Below are 22,646 nucleotides of genomic sequence, written 5' to 3'. Positions count from 1 at the left end.
TGGCAAAGCCCGCCGCAGGCATCGCACAATTTTTTTATCCTTCAACATCCCACCCAAAAAACAGCAAAGCCAGCAGAAAAAGTAAAAAATTGCGTAATTACTCTATCTAACTGGCTACATCTCACTATGATTTTCGCGATTTATTTTTCTGGCGGTAAATTTACACTGTAAACAGTCTTCCCAGCCAAGTTACGCAATGTTACCGTCATCACCTTTGTATTTCCATCAATTTTAACTCCTCCAAAGAATTGCAAACCTTCACTTGGCGGTCGATTTGCTTTTGTACCTGGAGGAAGACTTTGAAATACTAATTGTGGGCCAAAGGTATTCTCTAATTCGTTTGGCCCAAATGTACCAGAGTTAAGCGGTCCGGCAACGAACTCCCAAAAAGGCTTAAAGTCAGTAAACTTTGCTTTAGCGGGGTCGTAATAATGGGCTGCTGCATAATGTACATCAGCAGTTAACCAAACAACATTCTGGATATTCTTGTTTTTGATAAATCGTAGTAAATCGGCAAGTTCTAATTCTCTTCCTAAAGCTGGGCCATCTCCATTAGCCCAAGCTTCAAAATCAGTGCTACCGTCTTTAACTATCAGTCCTAAAGGCATATCACTAGCAATCACTTTCCATGTTGCTTTTGATGACAGCAATTGTCTTTTCAACCATTGCACTTGTGTTTTGCTCAAAAAGTCTGTTTTTTTACTTGCTACTGGCTGATTATTGGGAGAGTTTGGCCCCCGGTAGGTGCGCTCATCCAACATGAAAATGTCTAATAATGGGCCATAGTTGAAAGAACGATAAATTTTCGCTTTCTCTGGATTATTGCTTTCATATCCAATAGGCAAATATTCTAAAAAAGCTTGTCTTGCTCTTTGAGCTAGCAAGTTAACATCCTTAACTGTATAACGGTCATCGTTAAGGATAATTTGCCCAGGATACCAATTGTTTCTTGTTTCGTGGTCGTCCCACTGTGCCAATATGGGAACTTCAGCATTGAAACGCTTGATATTTTTATCCAGCAAATTGTAGATATAGTTACCGCGATATTCTGTGAGAGTTTCTGCTACTTTTGATTTTTCTGGTGTGGTGATATTTTTCCAAATAGTGCCGTCGTCCAAAGTTACTTCTGATTGAATCGGGCCATCAGCATAAATATTATCGCCAGAATGGATGAAAAAGTCGGGATGAAGTTGGCGCATGGTTTCGTAAATTTTCATCCCACCGAAATCAGGATTAATTCCCCATCCTTGACCAGCGGTGTCACCACCCCACACAAAGAATACATCTCGTCCAGATTTGGGGGGAGTTCGGAAAGTACCATAAAAAGGAGCGCTGCAAGTACGTTGATAATCTAAATCTTGGAAAATCACCCGATAAAATAATTTTTGGTCTGGTGGTAGATTCTTCAGATAAAGTCGTGCTGTAAAGTCGCTATTTTTTAAAGCATTAGGCCCGACAACTCGCTGCACATTGCGAAAAGATTCGCTGGTAGAATATTCTACAATCATTTTGGCAGGGCGATCGCTCCGACTCCAAATCACGATGCTATCGTTAGATATATCTCCGCTAGCTACGCCATAAGGTATGCCAGGACGCATTTTATCAGAAGTGATAATTACAGGTGCTTCGCCAAAAACTGGTGATTTAGCGACAAAATTTGTCGAAATAATTCCACCAGCCGTGATAGCTGAATGTAGCAAAAACTGACGCCGATTTAGCTTCAATGGGTGATGAGATTCCATACTAAATAACAGCAACCTTAAACTAAAGTATTACAGGATAAGTGTTTACCACACCTTGTTATGTCAACAAGTAAAGATTGAGTTATCTAAGGGTTAATAAAATATATTTAGTTTGATGTAATCAGAATGGTAGTCTTGATTATGAGCTGGTGTGAGCAAATTTATCCATGACCGAACAGAAAAGGATACAGAGCAACTAAATTTATTTATGAACTGGTTAATTTTTAATTTTTAATTTTTAATTCGGAGCGAAGCGACGTGACTGCTGCTGTCTTTCTAGAAAATGTCTACAAGTTTTACAACAATGTACCTGTAGTCAATGACCTATCATTCCAAATTGAAGCGGGGGAGATATTTTCTCTACTTGGCCCGAACGGTGCGGGTAAATCAACCACAATTCGGATGCTGACTACACTCACGAAACCGTCCCAAGGACGCATAGAAGTAGGTGGATATGATGTGACAAGCCAAGCAACGTTGGCAAAACAAAGTATTGGCGTAGTCTTGCAACAAGTCAGTGTGGATAACGATTTAACCGTCTGGGAAAATATGGAACTGCACGGGAGACTACATCACATTAGTAACCCGCAGCGACAAAAATTGATTAATCAATGGCTAGAGTATGTTGAGCTAGCAGAAAAACGTGATGATTTGGTAAAAACCCTGTCTGGGGGTATGAAACGACGGTTGCAGATTGCGAGAGCCTTATTGCATCAACCGCAAATTTTGTTTTTAGATGAACCAACGGTAGGATTAGACCCCCAGACTAGGCGACGCCTCTGGGAAATTATTCGGGATTTAAATAAACAAGGAATGACGATGCTACTGACGACCCACTATATGGATGAGGTCGAATTTTTGTGCGATGCCTTTGGTTCTACCAAGCCAGGACGCATCGGTATTATGGATAGCGGTAAGCTGATTTCTTTAGGAACTTTACAACAGCTGCGTTCTGCTCACGGTGAAGGTTTGGTGATGAAACAATTAGGTGTATCTAATGTGGGAAGTGATGGCGCTCGTAATTGGGAATATCTGTTTTTCCCATCTTTGGAAGCAGCAAATATCTACTTGAATGAACAGCCCGATAAAACCGGAATGATGGTGCGTCCCTCTAATCTGGAAGATATTTTTGTGGAATTAACGGGACGCCAGTTAGATTAACCTCATCCTCCTAACTGCCGCAGCATGGCTTCTACCCTTTCTACGCCATCTGAGTCATTGCGTCGTTTGTACAAGTCACGGGCTTTCTGAAGCAAGCTGTTTGCTTGTTTGGCTTGTCGTCGCTGTTTATACATCGAACCCATCAACTCATAAGTCTGGGCGTTGTTTTTATCCAAGTCGATTGCTTGTTGGTATGCCCAGGTAGCAGCAGTATAGTCTCCCATACGTGATTGTGTCACAGCCAATCCTAAATAAGCGTTGACGTTGTTACGGTTCAGCTGTATCGCACGACGATAACCTTCCTTTGCCCCACGTGTGTCGCCCAAATTGGCTTTGATGTAACCCACAGCGTAGTAAAAATCACTATTGTTAGGACTGATACCGATCGCTTTACGATAAGCTGCTAATGCTGCCTGGTAATTTCCCTGTTGAGCGTATAAATACCCAATACCTGAATGGATTTTAGCATTCTTCGGATCTAAACTAGCTGCTTGCTGATAAACAGCGATCGCACCACCATAATCCCCGGCATTCACTAACCTCCGTCCTTCCTCCAGTAATTGCTTTAGCTCTGGGTTTTTGGCCTGCGCCACTAATACTTGAGCTTGAGCTACTGAAGGTATGGTGAAAGTAAAACATCCTAGTAACACCACACTAAACATGAATGATGTTGGTTTGTACACAGTAAATTTCCTGAAATTTTAGAGGACTTTTTTCTTGTACATTAAAACAAAAATATGGACTTTTGAAAACTGTATTTCTTCGTATTGATTCAGATGTTAATAGTTCATTCTTCTTTCCTTTACATTTAGCACTACATAACAGAGTTTTTACTGAAGGATGAAGTGTAAGCGATCGAGCAGCAGGTGAAGATGCCATACATATAAACCAGTACTATAGCAAAACGACACATTTTTTAATCAGTAGTTATACGTGTTGCCCAGAAAAACTCAACAGGCATTTGACTTAATCCTAGATGATGATGCACCAAGCTTATAGGCTTTGACATTTATTCCTATTTTTATTTCATTTCAGAGTTTGCTGATTCTGTATCCAATTTTTCTGACATTGTTAATCCTTGATACTACCATTTGAGAAGTTATCATCTAGGCATTTACATCCTTTTTGGTCATTCAAAGATAAAATAAATTTAAACTGTCAAATGTTGCATTAATCTGTTTAGGACAACACTAAACCCCAAAGCGCAATCTAAAATTGTGTGAGAGGATGTTCGTCAAACCTATATTCTGTAATAATAATTACAATTATTAAAATATTTATCCAAATACTTTAATAATAAATATCAAGATATATCCCATATAGGAGGTTAATTTATGATTATAACTACCACTGATGTCATTCAAGGAGCCGTGATTGAGTCATATTTAGGCATTGTGACAGCAGAAGTCGTCTACGGCAGCAATTTCTTACGGGATTTTTTGGCTGGGATTCGAGATATTATCGGTGGACGCACTGCTAGCTATGAGCGTCTATTTGAGCAGGGTCAACGCAAGGCACTGGAAGAATTAGAGCAACGCGCACAACGTTTAGGAGCAAATGCTGTAATTGGGATTGAAATTGATACTGGCACAATCAATCTTGACCAGTCAGGAGTTCTTTTGCTGATTACTGCCACAGGCACTGCTGTGAGGATGCGTTAATTTTTGATGATTTTTAATTTTGACATTCATTACAAAGCTTTAGTTAGATTAAGTCCAATAGCATACATCGTTAAAGCTGGTTTCTGATAGCTAGCTAATAGTTATATTTTAAGTTAAGAGTTTTTAGATGGAAGTTTTAGAAAAAATACATAAATAAACACTAAATTATATTAAAAATTGTTAAACAAAGTTTGTTTTTTCTGGCTAAAGATAGACCTATTAAATCTTTCTATCGATAGAGATTAAAACAGAACATTTAGTTATTTAATTTGAAGCATAAAGGATGAATATACCTGAGCAGGAACTTTGCTGAAACAGCACTGGAGAACATAAGCGATGTCATACGTAAATCGGACAGGAAATGACGTTATATCTACTGATACTGTGGTAGCAGGTCGAGTAGCCGAATATCACGACCGTGTTCGCTGGGGGCCAATTATTGCTGGTTTGTTGGTTTCTTTGGCTACACAATTAATTTTGAGTTCTATCATTGCTGCGGTTGCGGCAGGCACAGTTGCAGGTTCAGGTGCACCCAGAACAATTGCTCCTAATGCTGCGGGTAGTGCGGGGCTTTGGTCAACTATCGCTTTACTAATTTCCCTATTTACTGGTGGTTGGGTTACAGCCCGCGCTTGTGGGCCGATGAACCGCAATACAGCTCTTCTTAACGGTGCAATTCTTTGGGCAACGACTTTGGCAGTTAGCTCATGGCTTTTAGCAAGTGGAGTATCTGGTGCTTTTGGTGTTGCTGCTTCTAACGCAGGAGAAGTCATAAACCAGGTACAACAGCAAGGTGGGGTTAATGTACCACAAGCAAATATAAGTGCCCAACAAGCTCGTGAAACGGCAGCTAATATACGTTCGGGATTGTGGTGGTTTGTGTTTGGTTCTTTGTTGGGTTTAATAGCCTCAATGATTGGAGCCGTAACTGGCGCTCGTAGTCCTCGGACTAACAATTACAATGCTTAAATAATTGTTTGACAAAGAAAATGTTATTTATTTTCAAATAAAAGCACCTTTTTTAAGGTGCTTTTTATTTATTATTTAAGGTTGGCGTTTCTAGTGTCCGATTAATTCTTATATCGCAATACGGTTCAGTTAAGGCTAAAACTCTGTTATCCAAGTCTATTTTTTAACGAACCGCCAAGACGCAGAGAGAAGAAAGAGAAGGAAAAAATTGCTTAACTGAACTGTATTGTCTTATATCGTAAAATTAATCTTTACTGATACCTTTAGTTGTATATCCAAAGTTAAGTATCAGTATCGAATGTTTCTTTCCAAAGAGTCATGAATATCGAATATTTGATTAGCTAATTTAAAAAGGTCAATTAATTGATGAAAGAGAAAACCTGGTCTAGGTTTTCGCTTGCTCAAAAAGTAAAAAATTTAGTTACTTACAAGGAGTACTATCATGGCAGACACAAGCAAACGTGGTTTTGCTTCAATGGATGACGACAAGCAGCGCGAAATAGCAAGCAAGGGCGGACAAGCTGCCCATGAGAAGGGTACCGCTCACGAGTTTACATCTGAAGAAGCTCGTGAGGCTGGACACAAAGGTGGTGAAGCTGTAAGTCAGGATAGAGAACACATGGCTGAAATCGGTCGTGAGGGAGGCAAGAGTTCTCACAGCGGCGGTCGGAATCAAGATAGTGATGATGGTGATAGTGAAGAGAAGGGTACTCAAGGAGGTACACGAGAACAACATGCTGAGGCAGGTCGGCAAAGTCACAAAAATCAATAAATAGACTCATCGTCGGGTACTTAAAAGGTTCCCGCTCCAATATTGGAATTTAGGCAAAATTGTCAACATATCTTATCTGTGAATATCGCGCTTCTAAGAAACATTTTTGTTCTTTAAAAGCGCGATATTTTGTATAGTTATTTTTATCTAAATAAATGTAACGAAAACTTGACTACCGCAGATCACCATTTCAGATATGAACCTTCAATTCCCTGCTCGCGACGAATTTTGCCATCTTTTTCAAACCAGGAAATTACTTGCTGTGTTGTCAAATCTTCAATAGCAACACCGTACTCTTGGGCAATATGCTTCAAAAGCTTCAGTGATGAAATTGTCAATCTTGTTAAAAACTTTTCTGGGGAAGACAACAACGCCGCATCTACTTTTGCTGACTCTTCCAGGGTTAAAAATTGTGCTGATGGTTGCTGTGGTAGTACATCCATAAATGAAAAAATGAAATGCTATCTCAAAGTTAGTTGGATATTGGGCATTAAAAAAAGGACAAATGACTAATGACGAACTTGTACTAAATAGCCACAACGATGTTCGCCATCAATAATCCAGTGGGTGCGTTCTACGGTACAATCTGGTAATACGGCAGCAAACATTTCTAATTCGTGGCCACAGATACTCGGAAAAGATTCGGCAACGTTAGAAATTGCACAGTTATGCTCCATTAAGATAAAGCGATCGCACTCAAAGGAGTCATTCACATCAACAGCGTGATACTCCGCCATGAAGCCTTCTGCTTTTCTTAACTCTACTAAGTTGGCTACACGTTCTCGCAGCGAACCATTACCCACGCGATCGCGGTATTCTTTAGCTTTACGCTGCCACTGTTTCTCTAAAATCGATTTAAATTGGTCGTGTCCTACCGTTTCGGCTAAGGTGTCTAGCAACGAAACCGCAAAATTTCCGCTTGCATCACCAAAGCGATCGTTCATTGTTCGATGCAAGCGATCGCGTCCTTGACGACTCAATTCATAAAGATGCTGCGGCCGCCCCATCCCCGCAGCCTGTACTGATGTAGAATACAAAACTAGCCCTTCCGTCTCCAAATCTTTGAGATGGCGACGAATCGCTTGGGGGGTAACGTCTAAAACTTCAGCTAGCTCCAAAGCCGTTGCTTTTTCGTGTTTGTGCAGATACTCAAGGATATCTTGCTTGGTTGAGGACTGGTGGGTAGTCGCCATCTTCATTTGGTGCGAGACGTTCAGCGAACATCACAAAAATTAATTTCTTTAAAAATTTGACCGTGCCAATTTTGGATTTTGGATTTTGGATTTTGGCTTAAAAAAGTTTTCTGGTATATGCCCCGCTACGCTATCGTCAATCTAAAATCCTTGAGCCAAGCACCTTTGTGGTCTCTTTCAATCCAAAATTGCAAATCTAAAATCCAAAATTGTTTGACTTTGACAACATTGTTGTTGTTAATTTAGCGTAAAATGAAGATAGATTAAACAACATAGCTGTTGTTTTACTCTCCACCACTATTCTAGCAGCCGTGTAACCATTCCGTAACGGTAGATGGGAATCGGCTAAAGAAACCCCGTCTCCCATCCTTATAGAGAGATTCCAGTTCCGAACACGAGAGATTATTACTGATGAGTGCCACTGTCAAAACCTTAGTCAACCAACCCTACAAGTACGGCTTTGTCACAGACATTGAGTCCGACACCATACCGCGTGGACTAGACGAGGACGTTATCCGCTTGATCTCCTCTAAGAAGAACGAGCCGCAGTTCATGCTGGATTTTCGCCTCAGAGCTTATCGCCAGTGGCAAAAAATGACGGAACCAACTTGGCCTAATGTCAAGTATCCGCCAATAAATTATCAGGATATCATTTATTACTCAGCGCCAAAACGCAAGAAAGAAAAACTAAACAGCTTGGATGAAGTTGATCCAACCCTTTTAGAAACCTTCGAGAAGTTAGGCATTTCCCTATCTGAACAGAAGCGGCTGGCAAATGTCGCCGTCGATGCAATTTTCGATAGCGTTTCTGTCGCTACTACATTTAAAGAAAAGCTAGCGGAAGATGGTGTTATTTTCTGCTCGTTTTCGGAAGCATTGCAGGAACACCCAGAATTAATCAAAAAATATTTGGGTAGCGTTGTTCCCATCGCTGACAATTATTTTGCCGCCTTGAACGCCGCCGTATTTAGCGATGGTTCTTTTGTCTATATTCCTAAAGGCGTAAAATGCCCAATGGAACTATCTACCTACTTCCGCATCAACTCTGGTGACACGGGACAATTTGAGCGGACTTTGATTGTCGCCGAAGAAGGTAGTTATGTTTCTTACCTCGAAGGTTGCACCGCACCGATGTATGACAGCAACCAGCTGCACGCCGCAGTTGTGGAACTCGTTGCCCTCGACAACGCCGAAATCAAATACTCCACTGTGCAAAATTGGTACGCGGGAGATGCTAATGGTAAGGGCGGTATTTACAACTTTGTCACCAAGCGCGGTTTGTGTCAGGGCGTAAATTCTAAGATTTCCTGGACTCAAGTAGAAACAGGTTCGGCAATTACTTGGAAATATCCTAGCTGTGTGTTAGTGGGTGATAACTCTGTGGGTGAGTTTTACTCGGTGGCGCTGACAAATCATCAGCAGCAAGCTGATACGGGTAGTAAGATGATTCACGTTGGTAAGAATACCCGCAGTACAATTATTTCTAAAGGAATCTCCGCAGGTAATTCTAGTAATAGCTATCGGGGTTTGGTGAAAGTCAATCCGACAGCGATTGGGGCGAGAAATTATTCTCAGTGTGACTCAATGCTGATTGGGGATAATGCCCATGCCAATACTTTCCCTTATATTCAGGTGCAAAATAACGGTGCGAAGGTGGAGCATGAAGCTTCTACTTCTAAGATTGGGGAAGATCAGTTATTTTACTTTGCTCAACGGGGTATTTCTTCGGAAGATGCTATTTCGATGATGATTAGCGGCTTCTGTAAGGATGTTTTTAATCAGCTACCGATGGAGTTTGCTGTGGAAGCTGATAAGTTGTTGAGTTTGAAGTTGGAAGGCAGTGTTGGATAAGTGGAAGGAAGGATAAACACAGGGACATCGGGGTTCTGTGTTTATCTTTTGGAAGAGTAACGAACCGCAGAGGCGCAGAGAGCGCAGAGAAGGGAGAGAAGATGATTATTGAAAATAGTGAAGTTGTGCTGTCGGTACGGAATCTGACGGCTAATGTTGATGGGACACCGATTTTGAAAGGTGTGAATCTTGAGGTGCGATCGGGTGAAATTCATGCGATTATGGGGCCGAATGGTTCTGGTAAGAGTACTTTTTCTAAGGTGTTGGCTGGACATCCGGCGTATGAGGTGACTGGCGGTGAGGTGATTTTTCAGGGGCAGAATTTGTTGGAGTTGGAGCCGGAGGAACGCGCCAGAAGTGGTGTATTTTTGGCGTTTCAGTATCCGTTAGAAATTCCGGGTGTGAGCAATTTGGATTTCTTGCGGGTGGCGTACAATTCTCGTCGGAAGGCGCAAGGTTTAGAGGAAATAGACGCTTTTGATTTTGACGATTTGATTGAGGAAAAGCTGGATGTGGTGAAGATGAATCCCAGTTTTCTCAGTCGGAGTTTGAATGAAGGGTTTTCTGGTGGCGAGAAGAAGCGGAATGAAATTCTGCAAATGGCTCTGCTAGAACCAAAGTTAGGAATTTTGGATGAGACTGATTCGGGTTTAGATATTGACGCGCTCCGAATTGTGGCGAATGGGGTAAATCAACTGGCAAGTCCAGAAAATTCGACAATTTTGATTACCCACTACCAACGGTTACTCGATTATATTGTGCCTGATTTTGTGCATGTGATGGCACAGGGGCGAATTATTACGAGTGGTGGTAAAGAACTGGCGCTGGAATTAGAGTCTCGCGGTTATGACTGGGTGCTAGAAGAATTTGCAGCTGCTGAGGTGGGTGTGTAATGAATATTCAAGTATCCCCTAGTCCAATACCTAATTCAAATGCAGTCAGTTTGACATCGATGTTAGATAGAGATGATTATCTGACTGGGTTGTTAAATCAAGTAACGGCAACTAAAACAGAAGGTTGGTTGCAGGAATTACGCCAAAGTTCTGCTAATTGGGTACGTCACTCGATTATCCCGACTACCCGCGAGGAAGAATGGCGATTTACTGATTTGTCGTCTCTACGAAAGGTGCAATTTAATGTAGAGGCGGGAAATTTTGCGTCTGTAGAGTTTGATATTTTGCCAGAGGCGGCTAATAGTCGTTTGGTATTTGTGAATGGCGTTTTTGCGCCGGATTTATCCGCAGTTTCAGATTTGCCATCTGGAATTGTGGTGAGTAATTTGGCTGGTTTGTCTGCGGTTGAGCAGGAAGGTGTACGGCAGTATTTAGCTCAAGCTGAGGGAGCGCAGGAGGTTTTTACTGCTCTCAATACGGCTGGGGTAACTGATGCAGCTGTGGTGTGGGTGAAGAAGAATGTGGTAGTTGAAACGCCAATTCATCTTGTGTTTATTTCGGTTGTGGGTGAGACGGCGACGATTTCACAGCCGCGTTGTTTGGTGGTGGCGGAAAGTGGTTCGCAGGTGACGTTGGTTGAGGAGTATACGAACCGCAGAGGCGCAGAGAGCGCGGAGAACGGAGTTTATTTAACTAACGCGGTTACGGAAGTTTGGGTGGGTGACAATGCCGAGGTGAGTCACACTAGGGTTGAGTGGGAAGGTGCAGAAGCTTTTCATATTGGGAAAACTGCGATCGCACAAGCTCGTGATAGTCGATATACTTGTCATGCCATAACTTTAGGTGCGAAGTTGTCACGGCACAATTTGGAGATTTTGCAAACTGGTGAGCAGACACAGACTACTCTCAATGGTTTGACGATAATTTCTGGTAAGCAGTTGTCTGATACTCACAGTGCGATCGCACTTAACTATCCCCACGGTACAAGTGACCAATTGCATAAATGTATTGTAGGCGATCGCGCTCATGCGGTGTTCAATGGTAAAGTTTTTGTACCCAAACTAGCGCAGTTAACAAATGCGTCCCAGTTAAATCGCAATTTGCTGCTATCGTCGAAAGCCAGAGTTGATACCAAACCCCAATTGGAAATTACGGCGGATAATGTCAAATGCGCTCATGGTGCTACTGTTAGCCAATTAGAAGATGACGAAATATTCTATCTGCAAAGTCGGGGAATTGATGAAAACGATGCTCGGAAGTTGTTAATTAATGCCTTCGCTGCTGAAGTTATCAACAAAATACCAGTTCCTTCTCTGCGAGAAATCCTTTTAAACACAGTGAATAATCTCAAGTCCCTGACTAATGAGTAATAACTAATCTACCAATGACTTTCACCTCTACCAAAACCCTTGCTGATAAAGTTCGCGCTGACTTCCCGATATTGCATCAGGAAGTCAACGGGAAACCCCTTGTTTATCTCGATAATGCGGCGACATCGCAAAAGCCTTTGTTGGTGTTAAATACCCTACGGGATTATTACGAACACTATAATGCTAACGTGCATCGAGGTGCCCATTCCCTGAGCGCTAAAGCTACTGATGCTTATGAAGGTGCGCGAGATAAAGTTGCCAAATTCATTAATGCTGCATCCCGTCAGGAAATCGTCTACACCCGCAACGCAAGTGAGGCGATTAACCTAGTAGCTTACAGTTGGGGAATGAATAATTTGCAGCCTGGGGATGAAATTATTCTCTCGGTGATGGAACACCACAGTAATATTGTGCCTTGGCAATTGGTAGCACAAAAAACGGGTGCAGTACTGAAGTTTGTAGAATTAACACCAGAAGAAACTTTTGATTTGTCACAGTTTAAAAAGCTGATTTCCGACAAAACCAAGTTGGTGTCGGTGGTGCATATTTCTAATACTTTGGGTTGCATTAACCCAGTGGCAGAAATTGGTGCGATCGCTCACAAATATGGTGCTAAATTCTTAGTTGATGCTTGCCAAAGTATTCCTCATTACCCTGTCGATGTGCAGCAGATAGATTGTGACTGGTTGGTAGCATCCGGTCATAAAATGTGTGCGCCAACTGGGATAGGATTTCTGTATGGCAAGTTGAAATTGTTAGAATCAATGCCACCATTCTTTGGTGGTGGTGAGATGATTGCAGAGGTGTATTTAGACCATTCTACATACGCAGAATTACCGCATAAATTTGAAGCTGGTACACCTGCAATTGGAGAAGCGATCGCACTGGGTGCTGCGATAGATTATCTTAGCAGTATTGGTATGGATAAAATTCACGCCTACGAAGCAGAATTAACGGCTTATTTGTTCCAACAATTAGAGCAAATTCCCCAAATTAGAATTTACGGCCCCAAACCAAATGCTAAAGGGGAAGGTAGAGCCGCTCTCGCGTCGTTCACAGCCGGAGAAGTTCACGCCAACGACTTATCTACATTATTAGATCAAGAAGGCGTTGCCATCCGTTCTGGACACCACTGCACACAACCATTACACCGTTATTTAGGTCTTGCTGCAACCGCACGAGCAAGTCTATCTTTCTACAACACCCGCGAAGAAATTGATATTTTCATCAAAGCACTGAAAGAAACTCTCGACTTTTTTGCAGGTTTCCTTGCTTAAAGTTACCAAATATTCAGATACTAATTGTGCCAAATATCAGCAACATATCTTGCTAATAGTTGGCACAATTTAATTATCTGGATTATTTACAGGAGCGAACGTAGGGGCGCAAGGCCTTGCGCCCCTATCAATGTACAAATAATTTGGGATAATTTATTTTTTGTCAGTCCTTTATATATAGTTAGAAAAAACTTTAGTTTAACAGAGTAAAAGATAAGATCGGCAAAAATTGTAATTGCTGAGTTGGGATGTGCAATAAGACACCAGGGGTCTTTCTTGAAAATTGCTGTAACTGTAGCTATGGCATTCACGGCATCCATACCATAACTCATAAAGAAATCTACCGTACCCTCATCAACAATTGAGTACCACTGAGCGCCTAAAGACCACTCATTTTGATAGTTACATCTAAACTGTAGCCTTTGTAAATACCAATGGCGTAGGCGCAGCCCCTAGTAGACATCGCTTAGTAAAATCCACCATGTTCCGTTTGTGCTATCTAGTTTGTACTAAAGTTAACTTTATTCAACCGAGAATTGTTAGTTGATAGTTGGTTGCTGTTAGTACAAGCAGCAATGACGCTGCTATTAATTCAGATAGAAGTGTATTGAATAAAATTATGGCGACTAAGGCGATGAATTTTTGTTGATGAGGATGATAACGGATTCATAAAACAGTATGATGCTCTCTCCTATCTGCCGTTGTAGCTGAATCTAAATGTACATTCTAGAATCAACTTTTGATTCACTAGAGAATAGGGCTGAATTTCTAAAGCACGTTGAAAAGCCCGGATAGCTTGACTATACTCTCCTAGTGCTGCATAACATAAGCCCATACCATGAAGCGCCCCAAAATGTATTGGATTTATCTGTATAACCATCTGACAATCTGCCAGAGATTTTTGATAATCGCCAATACTGTAATAGAGGAAAGCTCGACGATTCCAAGCTTCAGCAAAATCTGGCTGGTCTTGAATTAATGCCGTCAGCGATGTTTCAGCTTCAGCAATTTCACCTGCATCTAGTAACTTTTGACTGCGGTCAATTATTTCCAGCCCATAGATTCCCTTTTGCTGAAACCATATCCGCCAGATTTTTCTGGTTGCCTTGTCGCGCACTGTGGCATCTGGGTTTTTCAACTCTTCAAGTAAGGAATTGATAAATAAAGAATCCATGAATTTGAGATCGGTGAATATACCTTTGTATTAACTTTCTCACAAAATATCTCGATTAAATCATTTTTAAAGTCATCTTTAAATTAGTCGTGATTAATCGCTAATTATGAAATTTGTGTGTGACTTATTGTGTTCAACAATACGACTAATACCACACTAGATATTATGTTGTATTGGTTTTTCACAAATTGTCTCAGTGGCTAACACACTCTTTATTAAAACCTAAGTTTGTCTGCTTATTCGCTGTACTAGAAGGTATATAGAGTTTTGTAATGTACATTACATTCTGATGTGACGTTGTATGCATCTGCCATTGATGACCATTTGAATGAACATGGCTATATTATTCCTGGATTGGGAGATGTAGGCACGGTGGGCTATGCAGGAGCTTATTTGGCACAAAATAAGCTAATTATCTATGAGCAAATGACGATCAAATCCAGTTATTAGCTGAACACTGCATAAATCGTTATAGGACTTACGCAAGAGCTTTCTGAAACTCTTATTTCTCCGTGTCCTCTGCGCCCTCTGTGGTTCGTTTTTTCATGATTTTGCGTAAGTCCTGTCGTTAGTTAACAAATTTTACCTTCGCCAAAATTGGAAATATTCTTAAATAAATGCATACTAAATACATCACATTGATACACTAAGTTCATATAAAATAGTGATTGATTTTATCAGACTATTCCATAATCATCTACTATAATATTGGATACTTCAATTTGCCGATTATAGCAATAAATATTACATAGTAGGTACTAATGGTACAACCGACTATTGGACAATTAGAAACAGAAATATCACAGCGGATTATAAATTTATATAATGATAGGCTAGGTAAGTCTCCTAGCCAAATCATTTGTCATTTTTTTGATACTGAAATCGTAATTTCTCTAGAAAACTCTGTTACCCAAGCTGAACAAACTTTACTCAAAGGTGGTTATGATACTTTAGCTGAACAAGTACGATTATATTTAGAGAAAATAATTAAACCAGATTTAAAAAATTTGATTGAGGAAATTATTGGTCAACCTGTCCTCTACCTAATGACAAACACCAATTTAGCAACAGGCCGTACTGGGATTGTTGTAATTCTCAAGGAATTACCTGAAGTTCGTAATCCCGAATATATTCCTAAGATAAATGTTAGGAATTTAGCTGACTGATGTGGCGACTGATTACCACTTCTAATTGATTAAAATCATAGGGTTTAGTAATGCAATCATCAAATGCCGTGAGCACTGTGGAGCGATCGTCTTGTACCGTTCTTAGAGGTGTAACTGCAATGATTGGAATGGTAGCAGTTTTTGAGTCATGCTTGAGATCGTCAATGACTTGGTTCGCACTCAAGTTAGATAGCTTCATATCTAGCAGGATTAAATCTGGTTGATGAGTTTGTGCCAACATCACAGCCCTCACCCCTTGTTTGGTACAAATACATGAAAAATTTAATATTCCTAGATGAGAATTAAGTAGCTCTAAATCATGTAAACTCTGTTCAACAACCAAAATTAAAGGCTGTCCATTCATAAGCAGTTAGTCCTGTTCAAGAAAAGCTATTCACAAAAACTCCACTTATCAGAAAAACCTGAAAGTCTTTGTTTCTAGTAAATGTTTAATTCAATGTACGAGAGTATCTTCAGGCAACCAACTAAGGTATAAAAATAAATAGGTTAGTGTATAATTCATTCGGTTGTCCATCGGCGCTAAATTTTAAGAAATAACATAGCAAAGCAGTCATAACATCAAGCAAATATTAGCATAATTGATGTATGTAATTGCAAGGATTGACTATAAAGATCGGTATTTTATGGTAAGTAGGGGATACTTGAAGTTGCAGATTTATTAGCCTTAGCCAGGAGTGGCAAAATCGCGCAGGCATCGCCTTTGGTACATTACCATAAATTAATTAAGTATATTTAACCATCAAGTAACTTACGTGCATAAGCGATCGCCTCTGTTGGTGTTGAAAGTTTCCCCTCAGCTTGTGCTACACCAATTTCAGTTAGCAGTTGGCCGATAATTGGCGAAGCTGGAATATCTAATGTTGTAATCAACTCCTTGCCGCTTACTAGGGGAGTGGGATGAGCGATCGCATCGTTAGGGTTGAGATAGCGGTCGATCAAAGGTGCTAAAACTTGGTAGCTCATTGCTTTAGTTTCCACTGCTGTGTGTAGTGCCTTGTCACCAGATATTGCCTCTACCAAATTATTAATTGCTACAGCTAGCACTGCCGTAGCGGGGAACACAATATCTGCGTTATGAAACAAAAAGTATTGTTCTCGCAATGACATATCAACTACTTGAAATTGCGGTAACAATTTCAGAGCAGTAGTTATACCTCGGATTTCGGCGCGACTATAAGTTAGTTCTTGTAGCTCTATTTCTGCTAATTCTGGATCTGGGTTGACGAGACAAGCAAGTTTGGCAATAGCTAGCCAAGTAGTTTTAATACTATCGCGGACATGTTCTTGCAGTTGCGATCCTAGTTGTTGCCAATTTTCTGTGAGTAAGGCGGCTGCTGTGTCGACTGCTGCTAATTTGAGCAAGCTTTCACGGGTGGCATTTTTGAAGAAAGGGGCAAGTAAACCATCTTCCCAAGCCATTGTAATCCAAGGAGTACCCTGAGAATTTGCCAGTAGATAGCCAATTTCTACCCTAACTCTTTCGGCTGCAACTTTGCTGATGTGTGATGCCAAAGAACGAATAGCGGCCTGGGTAGCTGGCTCAATAGTAAAACCTAGTTGAGCGGCTTGGCGATAACCTCGCATTAACCGCAAAGGGTCATCTTCTAGGTTCGCGGGTGATATCATTCGCAAAATGCCCTGTTGTAAGTCTATATAACCTTGCAAAGGATCGATAATTTCTTGCGTATGGGGATTATAAGCGATCGCATTTACTGTAAAGTCCCGTCTGTGCAAATCAACTTCTAAACTATCTCCTTCCTGTTGGGCAAAGTCAGCCGTGGCGTGGGGAAAAACCACACGCGCAATTTGTCGTTTTGCATCAAGTAACACAAAACCAGCTTTGTAATGATGAGCGATCGCTCTCGCTACCTTTACCGCCTTGGATGGTATAACAAAATCTAGATCCCGATATTCGCGAGTTCTGCCCAGGATCGCATCTCGGACAGCGCCACCTACCATGTAAGCGGGTTGTGGTAGGAATTCCAAACTAAAAGGCCAATTTTCGGGAGCTAGGATAGAAGGAATTGATTCGTGCATTGTAATAAAAATCAACCCAGCAACTCATGAATAACAGTTGGGCTTACGTTAGATTAACAATAAAGGCCCCTGGAGTTGGTTCTATTATGTGTATTTGCGTGAATTGCCACTATGTAGACAGCTGTGTTACCTATCATGCCGTAGAAGGGCAGCACCAACAGCCTCACTTGACTGAAACACCAGATTTTGATCCCAATGAACCTTCTATCAATGTCAACATTCGGACTACAGATGATGTGATTGAAATGGAATGGGATGTTGTTGGTTGTCTGAGCTTCAAGCGGGAAACGGGTAAGTGGTCGAAATTGCGTCCTGGTGAATTAGTGCCCACTTGATAGAAATGATTGGTGTATGTTACAGGTATTTTCAGGTAAATAGACCACGCGGTAGGGGCGCAAGGTCTTGTGCCCCTACAACCGATATGGTCAAAATACATGATTTCTGCTGTAATGAGATTTTGTCCATCAGCGATCGCAGAAGATAAAGAAGCCAGCCAAGAAAAAACAGCATGACCAACGCACAGCGATTAGACCATGTTGAAGATGAACTCGAAACTGTTAAGCGATTGCTAGTTTCTACTGCAAGCTACGCAGAATCAGCAAACAGACGGCTTGATGAGTTGACCATAAAACAAGATCGCACCCAATCTCACCTTGATGAGTTGACCATAAAGCAAGACCGCACCCAATCTCACCTTGATGAGTTGACCATAAAACAAGACCGCACCCAATCTCACCTCGATCAATTAGGGGCACGTGTTGATCAGATAGGGGAAAAGGTTGACCAAGTTTCTGATAAGGTTGATAGTTTTATCACTCACACGCAACGCCTATTTACAAAGACAGGCAGTGAAATAGAGGAAACAAAGGCAAGAACTGAGCGATTAGAAGCACTTATGCTAAAGCTCGACCGCAATTTTGAGGAACAAAAATCTCAGTTTCAGGAGTTTCAACTGACTACAGGTGCTGCCTTGGAGCGAATTGACCGAGTTTTGGACTATCTATTGAGACAGCAAGGCGGAAATCCAAATCCCCCATCCTAGCCGCGATCGCTATTAGCAAGTCAACAGCATTGGCTCTCACAAACCTTGTAACAAGACTGTTTGACCGATCGTTAATCAGTATTTTTTCAATTAATCACCGCTATGTTATATGCTTAAATAAATTACGTTAACTCTATAAAAATAGATATTTTAAGTAACTTTGACAACGGAACTAAAAGACCTTGCAATAAATAAATACGCTTTAGGACTACACACCACTACTCCTGAATTAGGACTAGCAATTAGTAATTTTGCAGCCGATACTCGCTCTCAAATTTGGAATTTGGGGCGTGATTTATCTAGCTTAGTGCATCAATATTTAATTGAATTTATCAAACCACAAACTTGGTCAGATTTGTCCTTTATCGCAGTTGCAAAAGGCCCCGGTGGCTTCACGGGAACTCGGATTGGTGTTGTTACTGCTCGGACTTTAGGGCAACAGTTAGATATTCCTGTATTTGCGATTTCAACTTTGGCTGCCGTAGCTTGGGCAGAAGCTGGCAAAAGTCAAAATATAAAAACTTTTGCTGTGGAAATGCCAGCACAACGAGGTCAAATTTTTGCTGCTATTTATCAGTTTGAGCCAGATACTTCTAAACTAAAAGTGTGTTTGTCAGATCGAGTGTTGACACCAGAAGCGTGGCAGGAAACTTTAGCAAATTGGAACACTAATTATCAGCTGATTCAAGCTCAATCTGGTCTAGCAGCGACAGTGACAAGTATTTTGGAACTAGCTAATATCGATTGGCAAGAGGGCAAATTTCCTAATTGGTCAGAGGCTTTGCCATATTATGGGCAACATCCTGTAGAACTTTAACTGATATGCGTCACACTCCATAAATCCAAAATCAAAACTGGCTGCTAGCAACACACCCAGAGCATAAGTTCCTGGGAATGAACCTAGCAAATCATAAAATAACGCCCAAGCCAAGTATTCCTTGCCTAGCATTGCTAAGGTGATGGGAAAGCCAAAATAACCTGTATTACCAAACATTGCGGCTAATATCAAGCTAGCCGGAGTTGGTGGTTGAGAGACAGTATTTCTAAAATAGGCTTGTCCTTTAATCCCGAACCAAGCTAAAAATGCTCTTAGTAAAATAGCTAGGTAAGCGATGTCTGGCGACAAGCCGCTTCTCTCCGTTCGCGCAGCGTGTTGCAGACAGACGCTACGCGAATGCATCTACGTAGGTGCAATCCAAATTTGTCCTGATAAACTAGATTGACGCAAAAACGATACTATGCTTATGGGTACTCCCACCCAAAAAAGAAACAGTCCTAAACGTGTAGGAACTGTCCCAGGTAGTTTGCGTCCCAGAATAAAACCTACCAGGACTAATCCTCCCAGCTTGACGTATAGTTCTAAAAGGTTTGTCAAGATTGCGCCCAAGAACCACAGATGTAAAATGCTACCTGTTACGTTTACTTTTGTCCAGTGCAAAATCTGTTATGGCTATTCCACAAAAACAGGAGTTTACCTTTGAATAAGGCAGGGTTTTCTGGAAAACCGCAAAACTCATCGAATGACCTTGGTGATGATATTCCAGTGGCTGTACGCGATACCCCTGTTGCAGCACCTAAAATTTGGTTGCAACCCCGAATTATGCTGATTGGGGGAGTAATGGGATTTGTCTTGCTCGCTTTAATTAGCGGTTTTTTGTTTTTCGTCACTGCACCCAAAAAAACCGCAGATTCTCAACCTTTACCAGCTACTTCTACTCCTACAACTCCAACTCCGACAGCATCTAACAATTCCAGCGATACTGTATTAGGGCATTTTCCATACCCAGAAGCCCCTGAGTCAGAACTAGTAACCATCTCCGCAAATAGGGGCATTAGAATGCGAAAAGCTGCTGCCCAAAAGTTTGAGGAGATGGTAGCAGCAGCGCGGAGTTCAGGTGTAATTTTACTACCAATTTCTGGCTTTCGCTCAGTCAAAGACCAGGAGCAGTTGTTTTTTGCTGTCGGTGCCCAGCGAAATCAAACGCCAGCACAACGAGCCGCCCTCAGCGCTCCTCCTGGCCATAGCGAACATCATACGGGTTATGCAGTGGATGTTGGAGACGGAGCAGTACCAGCAACTAATCTTCAAACAAACTTTGACAATACCAAGGCTTATCGGTGGCTGCAAGCAAATGCACCGCGTTTTGGCTTTGAAATGTCATTTCCTAAAGATAATGCTCAAGGTGTGAGTTATGAGCCTTGGCACTGGCGTTTTGTAGGCGATCGCAATAGTTTAGAAATGTTCTACAAAGCCAGAAACTTAAAACCCGCTCAGATATCGCCATAAAAGACAGCAGACAGGAGTCAGGAGCAATTGGTTTTATCCCTCTCTCCTTGCTCTCTCTTTGCTAGTGGAGGCTGAAGCACTAGTTCTGCTTAATTTCGTCTGCTATTTCCTGGATTTTCAGGCTGAGGTTTTTGATACTTACCTGGATACTTACGCTGAAAGTATTCCTCCATAATTTGTAAAATCATGGGCGCAGCAATGCTACCGCCGCCACCACCGGAATGTTCAGCAAATGCCACAATCACAACTTCTGGCTGTTCAGCAGGTGCATAGGCTCCAAACCAAGCGTGATTTTGCTTAACACGGCCTTTCCACGCTTCAGCCGTGCCACTCTTACCAGCCACCGGGGGAACTGTTGGCTGCTTCAAAGCTTTACCTGTACCTTCAGCTACTACTTTCCGTAGTCCCTGACGGAGAACACTTATGGTTGTCGGCTTCATATTTAAAGATGCTCGCCAGCTTTTTGCCTCTTCATTGTCTTTAAGCAAATGCGGCTGGACTCGATAGCCACCATTAGCGGGCACAGCAAACATAATGGCGACTTGTAAAGGTGTCGTTTGTAAAGCACCTTGACCAATTGACATATTAATGCTGTCGCCTACAGTCCAAGGTATCTTCCAAGTTTTCTGCTTCCATGTCTCATCTGGGACTAAACCTTTTGCCTCTTCGTTGCCAAACTCAAAGCCAGTTCTTTTACCAAATCCATACTTGCGAGTCCATTCAATTAAAGTTGGGCCGCCGACTCCGCGACCAATTTGATAGAAGAAGGTATCACTACTCCACTGTAATGCTCCGACAAAACCCAATGGCCCGAACCCGGCGTGATTCCATTCACCAAATCGGGTGCCGCCAAAACTTAGGGAACCGTAGGTTTGCAGAACTGTGCTAGGAGAAAATTTACCTGATTCTAAACCGGCTGTGGTGGTAACAATTTTGAAGGTGCTAGCGGGTGGAAAGGCGCTGAGGGCGCGATTCACCAAGGGATGATCGGCACCTTGGACAAATTCCCAATCTTTTTGGGTGAGTTTCTGTTTCGAGAAAATATTTGGGTCAAAGGTGGGATGAGATACCATTGCTAAAACAGCACCGTTCTTGGGGTCAAGAGCCACGATCGCACCGTCGCGATCGCCTAAAGCTTTTTCTGCTGTCTTTTGCATATTTAAATCTATGGTCAAGTGCAAATCGTTACCAGGTTTTGCCTGTTTCTCACCCAAAACCCGGAGCGGGCGACCAGCACCATCTACTTCTACCTGCTGACCGCCCCATTCGCCCCGCAGAGTTTTCTCATAAGCTTTTTCAACTCCCATTTGACCAATCACATCACCTAATCTGTAGCCTTCCTGCTTCTTTTCTTTTAACTGACCGCCGGTCAGTTCTCGCGTATAACCTAATACATGAGCTAATTGCTGGGCATGGGGGTAGTAACGAACGGCTTCTGTATGAATTTCTACGTCTTTAAGTTCGGTTTGATACTCTTTCAATGCTGTGATTTGGGCTTCGTTCAAGTCACGAGCAATTCGGATGAGTGAAGAAGAGTTAGCACCTGCCTCTTCTAGTTTCTTTTCCATCTCTTCTTGGGGAACGTCGAGAATTTGAGATAGACGCGCTCCCACTAATGACCACGCTGGCTTGGTATGTGCCATCGGCCACAAATATACAGAGCGAGGATAGCGAGTACTGGCTAAAAGTTTGCCGTTGCGGTCAAAGATATTGCCTCGTTCTGGTTGTTTGGGAATCATCCGAATTCGATTTGACTCGGCTCGTTTTCGGTGGCTTGCTCCTTCAGTAATTTGCAAATATGCCAAACGAATGCTAATTCCTGTCAGCATTAATAGAGTAAATATAATTAAAAATATCGGCTGGAAACTTTGTCCAACAGTACGTGTATTTTTTTGTCCGCCAAGTGGAGATGGTTTCAGGAAAGTCATAAGGCAAAGAGGATTTCAAAATTAAGATTATCTGTAAATAACTCTGCTAAATTCTTAGCAGGTATTTAAGGGCAAACTAATTGGCAGTAATTACTTGTTTTC

At 41.7% G+C, this 22,646-nt stretch carries 21 protein-coding genes and 2 pseudogenes; 14 read left to right on the top strand and 9 right to left on the bottom strand.

Annotation, left to right across the window (positions count from 1 at the left end; translation table 11 throughout):
* Nucleotides 1-140 precede the first annotated feature (140 nt).
* Nucleotides 141-1,742: an alkaline phosphatase D family protein gene (locus ACM0OX_RS11780; protein ID WP_414515031.1), complete on the bottom strand. Its 1,602-nt coding sequence runs from the start codon at nucleotides 1,740-1,742 to the stop codon at nucleotides 141-143.
* Nucleotides 1,743-2,000: 258 nt separating this feature from the next.
* Here ACM0OX_RS11780 and ACM0OX_RS11775 point away from each other — a divergent pair, with 258 nt between their 5' ends.
* A complete protein-coding gene (locus ACM0OX_RS11775) occupies nucleotides 2,001-2,903 on the top strand; it encodes an ABC transporter ATP-binding protein (protein WP_414515030.1) in 903 nt (300 codons plus the stop codon).
* A gap of 2 nt (nucleotides 2,904-2,905) precedes the next feature.
* Here the strand turns inward: ACM0OX_RS11775 and ACM0OX_RS11770 are convergent, their stop codons facing one another.
* Nucleotides 2,906-3,586 carry a tetratricopeptide repeat protein gene (locus tag ACM0OX_RS11770; protein WP_414515029.1) on the bottom strand — a complete coding sequence of 227 codons (681 nt, stop codon included), beginning with the start codon at nucleotides 3,584-3,586 and terminating at the stop codon, nucleotides 2,906-2,908.
* Between the two features lie 651 nt (nucleotides 3,587-4,237).
* Between ACM0OX_RS11770 and ACM0OX_RS11765 the strand changes: the two genes are divergently transcribed.
* The 3 genes from ACM0OX_RS11765 (at nucleotide 4,238) to ACM0OX_RS11755 (ending at nucleotide 6,305) form a co-directional block, all read left to right on the top strand.
* Nucleotides 4,238-4,564, top strand: a complete 327-nt coding sequence (locus tag ACM0OX_RS11765) for a YbjQ family protein (RefSeq protein ID WP_094327544.1) — start codon at nucleotides 4,238-4,240, stop codon at nucleotides 4,562-4,564.
* Between the two features lie 336 nt (nucleotides 4,565-4,900).
* A complete protein-coding gene (locus tag ACM0OX_RS11760; protein ID WP_414515028.1) occupies nucleotides 4,901-5,533 on the top strand; it encodes a hypothetical protein in 633 nt (210 codons plus the stop codon).
* Between the two features lie 442 nt (nucleotides 5,534-5,975).
* A complete protein-coding gene (locus tag ACM0OX_RS11755) occupies nucleotides 5,976-6,305 on the top strand; it encodes a KGG domain-containing protein (RefSeq protein WP_414515027.1) in 330 nt (109 codons plus the stop codon).
* Nucleotides 6,306-6,487: 182 nt separating this feature from the next.
* Here the strand turns inward: ACM0OX_RS11755 and ACM0OX_RS11750 are convergent, their stop codons facing one another.
* Together ACM0OX_RS11750 and sufR are read right to left on the bottom strand one after the other, a co-directional pair.
* Nucleotides 6,488-6,748: a hypothetical protein gene (locus ACM0OX_RS11750; RefSeq protein ID WP_414515026.1), complete on the bottom strand. Its 261-nt coding sequence runs from the start codon at nucleotides 6,746-6,748 to the stop codon at nucleotides 6,488-6,490.
* A 66-nt stretch (nucleotides 6,749-6,814) separates the two neighbouring features.
* Nucleotides 6,815-7,498 carry an iron-sulfur cluster biosynthesis transcriptional regulator SufR gene (gene sufR, locus ACM0OX_RS11745; protein ID WP_414515025.1) on the bottom strand — a complete coding sequence of 228 codons (684 nt, stop codon included), beginning with the start codon at nucleotides 7,496-7,498 and terminating at the stop codon, nucleotides 6,815-6,817.
* 411 nt (nucleotides 7,499-7,909) lie between these two features.
* On the opposite strand from sufR, the gene sufB reads away from it, so the two are divergent.
* The 4 genes from sufB to ACM0OX_RS11725 all read left to right on the top strand — a co-directional run bounded on the left by sufB (nucleotide 7,910) and on the right by ACM0OX_RS11725 (nucleotide 12,889).
* Nucleotides 7,910-9,349 (top strand): Fe-S cluster assembly protein SufB, encoded by a 1,440-nt coding sequence (sufB, locus tag ACM0OX_RS11740; RefSeq protein WP_414515024.1) that lies wholly within the window; start codon nucleotides 7,910-7,912, stop codon nucleotides 9,347-9,349.
* Nucleotides 9,350-9,450: 101 nt separating this feature from the next.
* Complete coding sequence (sufC, locus tag ACM0OX_RS11735; protein ID WP_114086126.1) at nucleotides 9,451-10,242, top strand: Fe-S cluster assembly ATPase SufC; 792 nt, start codon at nucleotides 9,451-9,453, stop codon at nucleotides 10,240-10,242.
* Nucleotides 10,242-11,612 (top strand): Fe-S cluster assembly protein SufD, encoded by a 1,371-nt coding sequence (gene sufD, locus ACM0OX_RS11730; RefSeq protein ID WP_414515023.1) that lies wholly within the window; start codon nucleotides 10,242-10,244, stop codon nucleotides 11,610-11,612. Before sufC ends, sufD begins: the two co-directional genes overlap by 1 nt.
* Before the next feature lie 14 nt (nucleotides 11,613-11,626).
* Nucleotides 11,627-12,889: a cysteine desulfurase gene (locus ACM0OX_RS11725; RefSeq protein WP_414515022.1), complete on the top strand. Its 1,263-nt coding sequence runs from the start codon at nucleotides 11,627-11,629 to the stop codon at nucleotides 12,887-12,889.
* Nucleotides 12,890-13,580: 691 nt separating this feature from the next.
* Here the strand turns inward: ACM0OX_RS11725 and ACM0OX_RS11720 are convergent.
* Nucleotides 13,581-14,063, bottom strand: coding sequence for a tetratricopeptide repeat protein (locus ACM0OX_RS11720; RefSeq protein WP_414515021.1), 483 nt, complete (start codon nucleotides 14,061-14,063; stop codon nucleotides 13,581-13,583).
* A 282-nt stretch (nucleotides 14,064-14,345) separates the two neighbouring features.
* Between ACM0OX_RS11720 and ACM0OX_RS11715 the strand changes: the two are divergent.
* Together ACM0OX_RS11715 and ACM0OX_RS11710 are read left to right on the top strand one after the other, a co-directional pair.
* Nucleotides 14,346-14,513 (top strand): annotated as a pseudogene (locus ACM0OX_RS11715) (uracil phosphoribosyltransferase); the annotation flags it as partial.
* Nucleotides 14,514-14,824: 311 nt separating this feature from the next.
* Nucleotides 14,825-15,229 (top strand): DUF2294 domain-containing protein, encoded by a 405-nt coding sequence (locus ACM0OX_RS11710; RefSeq protein ID WP_414515020.1) that lies wholly within the window; start codon nucleotides 14,825-14,827, stop codon nucleotides 15,227-15,229.
* Here the strand turns inward: ACM0OX_RS11710 and ACM0OX_RS11705 are convergent.
* Both ACM0OX_RS11705 and ACM0OX_RS11700 read right to left on the bottom strand, forming a co-directional pair.
* The gene (locus tag ACM0OX_RS11705; RefSeq protein WP_414515019.1) at nucleotides 15,210-15,593 is read right to left on the bottom strand and encodes a response regulator; all 384 of its coding nucleotides are present in this window, start codon (nucleotides 15,591-15,593) and stop codon (nucleotides 15,210-15,212) included. The genes ACM0OX_RS11710 and ACM0OX_RS11705 overlap by 20 nt on opposite strands.
* A 389-nt stretch (nucleotides 15,594-15,982) precedes the next feature.
* Nucleotides 15,983-17,287, bottom strand: a complete 1,305-nt coding sequence (locus ACM0OX_RS11700) for a CCA tRNA nucleotidyltransferase (protein ID WP_414515018.1) — start codon at nucleotides 17,285-17,287, stop codon at nucleotides 15,983-15,985.
* Nucleotides 17,288-17,373: 86 nt separating this feature from the next.
* Here ACM0OX_RS11700 and ACM0OX_RS11695 point away from each other — a divergent pair, with 86 nt between their 5' ends.
* The 3 genes from ACM0OX_RS11695 to tsaB all read left to right on the top strand — a co-directional run bounded on the left by ACM0OX_RS11695 (nucleotide 17,374) and on the right by tsaB (nucleotide 19,146).
* The gene (locus tag ACM0OX_RS11695; protein WP_094351825.1) at nucleotides 17,374-17,622 is read left to right on the top strand and encodes a Ycf34 family protein; all 249 of its coding nucleotides are present in this window, start codon (nucleotides 17,374-17,376) and stop codon (nucleotides 17,620-17,622) included.
* A gap of 173 nt (nucleotides 17,623-17,795) precedes the next feature.
* Complete coding sequence (locus tag ACM0OX_RS11690; protein WP_414515017.1) at nucleotides 17,796-18,329, top strand: 6-aminohexanoate hydrolase; 534 nt, start codon at nucleotides 17,796-17,798, stop codon at nucleotides 18,327-18,329.
* A 160-nt stretch (nucleotides 18,330-18,489) separates the two neighbouring features.
* The gene (tsaB, locus tag ACM0OX_RS11685; RefSeq protein WP_414515016.1) at nucleotides 18,490-19,146 is read left to right on the top strand and encodes a tRNA (adenosine(37)-N6)-threonylcarbamoyltransferase complex dimerization subunit type 1 TsaB; all 657 of its coding nucleotides are present in this window, start codon (nucleotides 18,490-18,492) and stop codon (nucleotides 19,144-19,146) included.
* A 33-nt stretch (nucleotides 19,147-19,179) separates the two neighbouring features.
* On the opposite strand, the pseudogene ACM0OX_RS11680 reads toward tsaB, so the two are convergent.
* Nucleotides 19,180-19,704: pseudogene (locus ACM0OX_RS11680) on the bottom strand (hypothetical protein); the annotation flags it as partial.
* A gap of 102 nt (nucleotides 19,705-19,806) precedes the next feature.
* Here ACM0OX_RS11680 and ACM0OX_RS11675 point away from each other — a divergent pair.
* Complete coding sequence (locus ACM0OX_RS11675; protein ID WP_414515015.1) at nucleotides 19,807-20,616, top strand: D-alanyl-D-alanine carboxypeptidase family protein; 810 nt, start codon at nucleotides 19,807-19,809, stop codon at nucleotides 20,614-20,616.
* A gap of 89 nt (nucleotides 20,617-20,705) precedes the next feature.
* On the opposite strand, the gene mrdA is transcribed toward ACM0OX_RS11675, so the two are convergent.
* Nucleotides 20,706-22,544 carry a penicillin-binding protein 2 gene (mrdA, locus tag ACM0OX_RS11670; RefSeq protein ID WP_414515014.1) on the bottom strand — a complete coding sequence of 613 codons (1,839 nt, stop codon included), beginning with the start codon at nucleotides 22,542-22,544 and terminating at the stop codon, nucleotides 20,706-20,708.
* Nucleotides 22,545-22,646 lie beyond the last annotated feature (102 nt).

Origin of the sequence: Nostoc sp. PCC 9305, from assembly GCF_963920915.1 — a bacterium.
Classification (GTDB): domain Bacteria; phylum Cyanobacteriota; class Cyanobacteriia; order Cyanobacteriales; family Nostocaceae; genus Nostoc.
The sequence above is the reverse complement of the archived record's forward strand: the minus strand, read 5'-3'. Positions and strand labels throughout refer to the sequence as shown.

Bases quoted from the DNA above. Each gene is read 5' to 3' on its own strand.
- ACM0OX_RS11780 (WP_414515031.1), bottom strand. From the start codon at position 1,742: ATGGAATCTCATCACCCATTGAAGCTAAATCGGCGTCAGTTTTTGCTA.
- ACM0OX_RS11765 (WP_094327544.1), top strand. From the start codon at position 4,238: ATGATTATAACTACCACTGATGTCATTCAAGGAGCCGTGATTGAGTCA.
- ACM0OX_RS11760 (WP_414515028.1), top strand. From the start codon at position 4,901: ATGTCATACGTAAATCGGACAGGAAATGACGTTATATCTACTGATACT.
- ACM0OX_RS11755 (WP_414515027.1), top strand. From the start codon at position 5,976: ATGGCAGACACAAGCAAACGTGGTTTTGCTTCAATGGATGACGACAAG.
- ACM0OX_RS11750 (WP_414515026.1), bottom strand. From the start codon at position 6,748: ATGGATGTACTACCACAGCAACCATCAGCACAATTTTTAACCCTGGAA.
- sufR (WP_414515025.1), bottom strand. From the start codon at position 7,498: ATGGCGACTACCCACCAGTCCTCAACCAAGCAAGATATCCTTGAGTAT.
- sufB (WP_414515024.1), top strand. From the start codon at position 7,910: ATGAGTGCCACTGTCAAAACCTTAGTCAACCAACCCTACAAGTACGGC.
- sufC (WP_114086126.1), top strand. From the start codon at position 9,451: ATGATTATTGAAAATAGTGAAGTTGTGCTGTCGGTACGGAATCTGACG.
- sufD (WP_414515023.1), top strand. From the start codon at position 10,242: ATGAATATTCAAGTATCCCCTAGTCCAATACCTAATTCAAATGCAGTC.
- ACM0OX_RS11725 (WP_414515022.1), top strand. From the start codon at position 11,627: ATGACTTTCACCTCTACCAAAACCCTTGCTGATAAAGTTCGCGCTGAC.
- ACM0OX_RS11720 (WP_414515021.1), bottom strand. From the start codon at position 14,063: ATGGATTCTTTATTTATCAATTCCTTACTTGAAGAGTTGAAAAACCCA.
- ACM0OX_RS11710 (WP_414515020.1), top strand. From the start codon at position 14,825: ATGGTACAACCGACTATTGGACAATTAGAAACAGAAATATCACAGCGG.
- ACM0OX_RS11705 (WP_414515019.1), bottom strand. From the start codon at position 15,593: ATGAATGGACAGCCTTTAATTTTGGTTGTTGAACAGAGTTTACATGAT.
- ACM0OX_RS11700 (WP_414515018.1), bottom strand. From the start codon at position 17,287: ATGCACGAATCAATTCCTTCTATCCTAGCTCCCGAAAATTGGCCTTTT.
- ACM0OX_RS11695 (WP_094351825.1), top strand. From the start codon at position 17,374: ATGTGTATTTGCGTGAATTGCCACTATGTAGACAGCTGTGTTACCTAT.
- ACM0OX_RS11690 (WP_414515017.1), top strand. From the start codon at position 17,796: ATGACCAACGCACAGCGATTAGACCATGTTGAAGATGAACTCGAAACT.
- mrdA (WP_414515014.1), bottom strand. From the start codon at position 22,544: ATGACTTTCCTGAAACCATCTCCACTTGGCGGACAAAAAAATACACGT.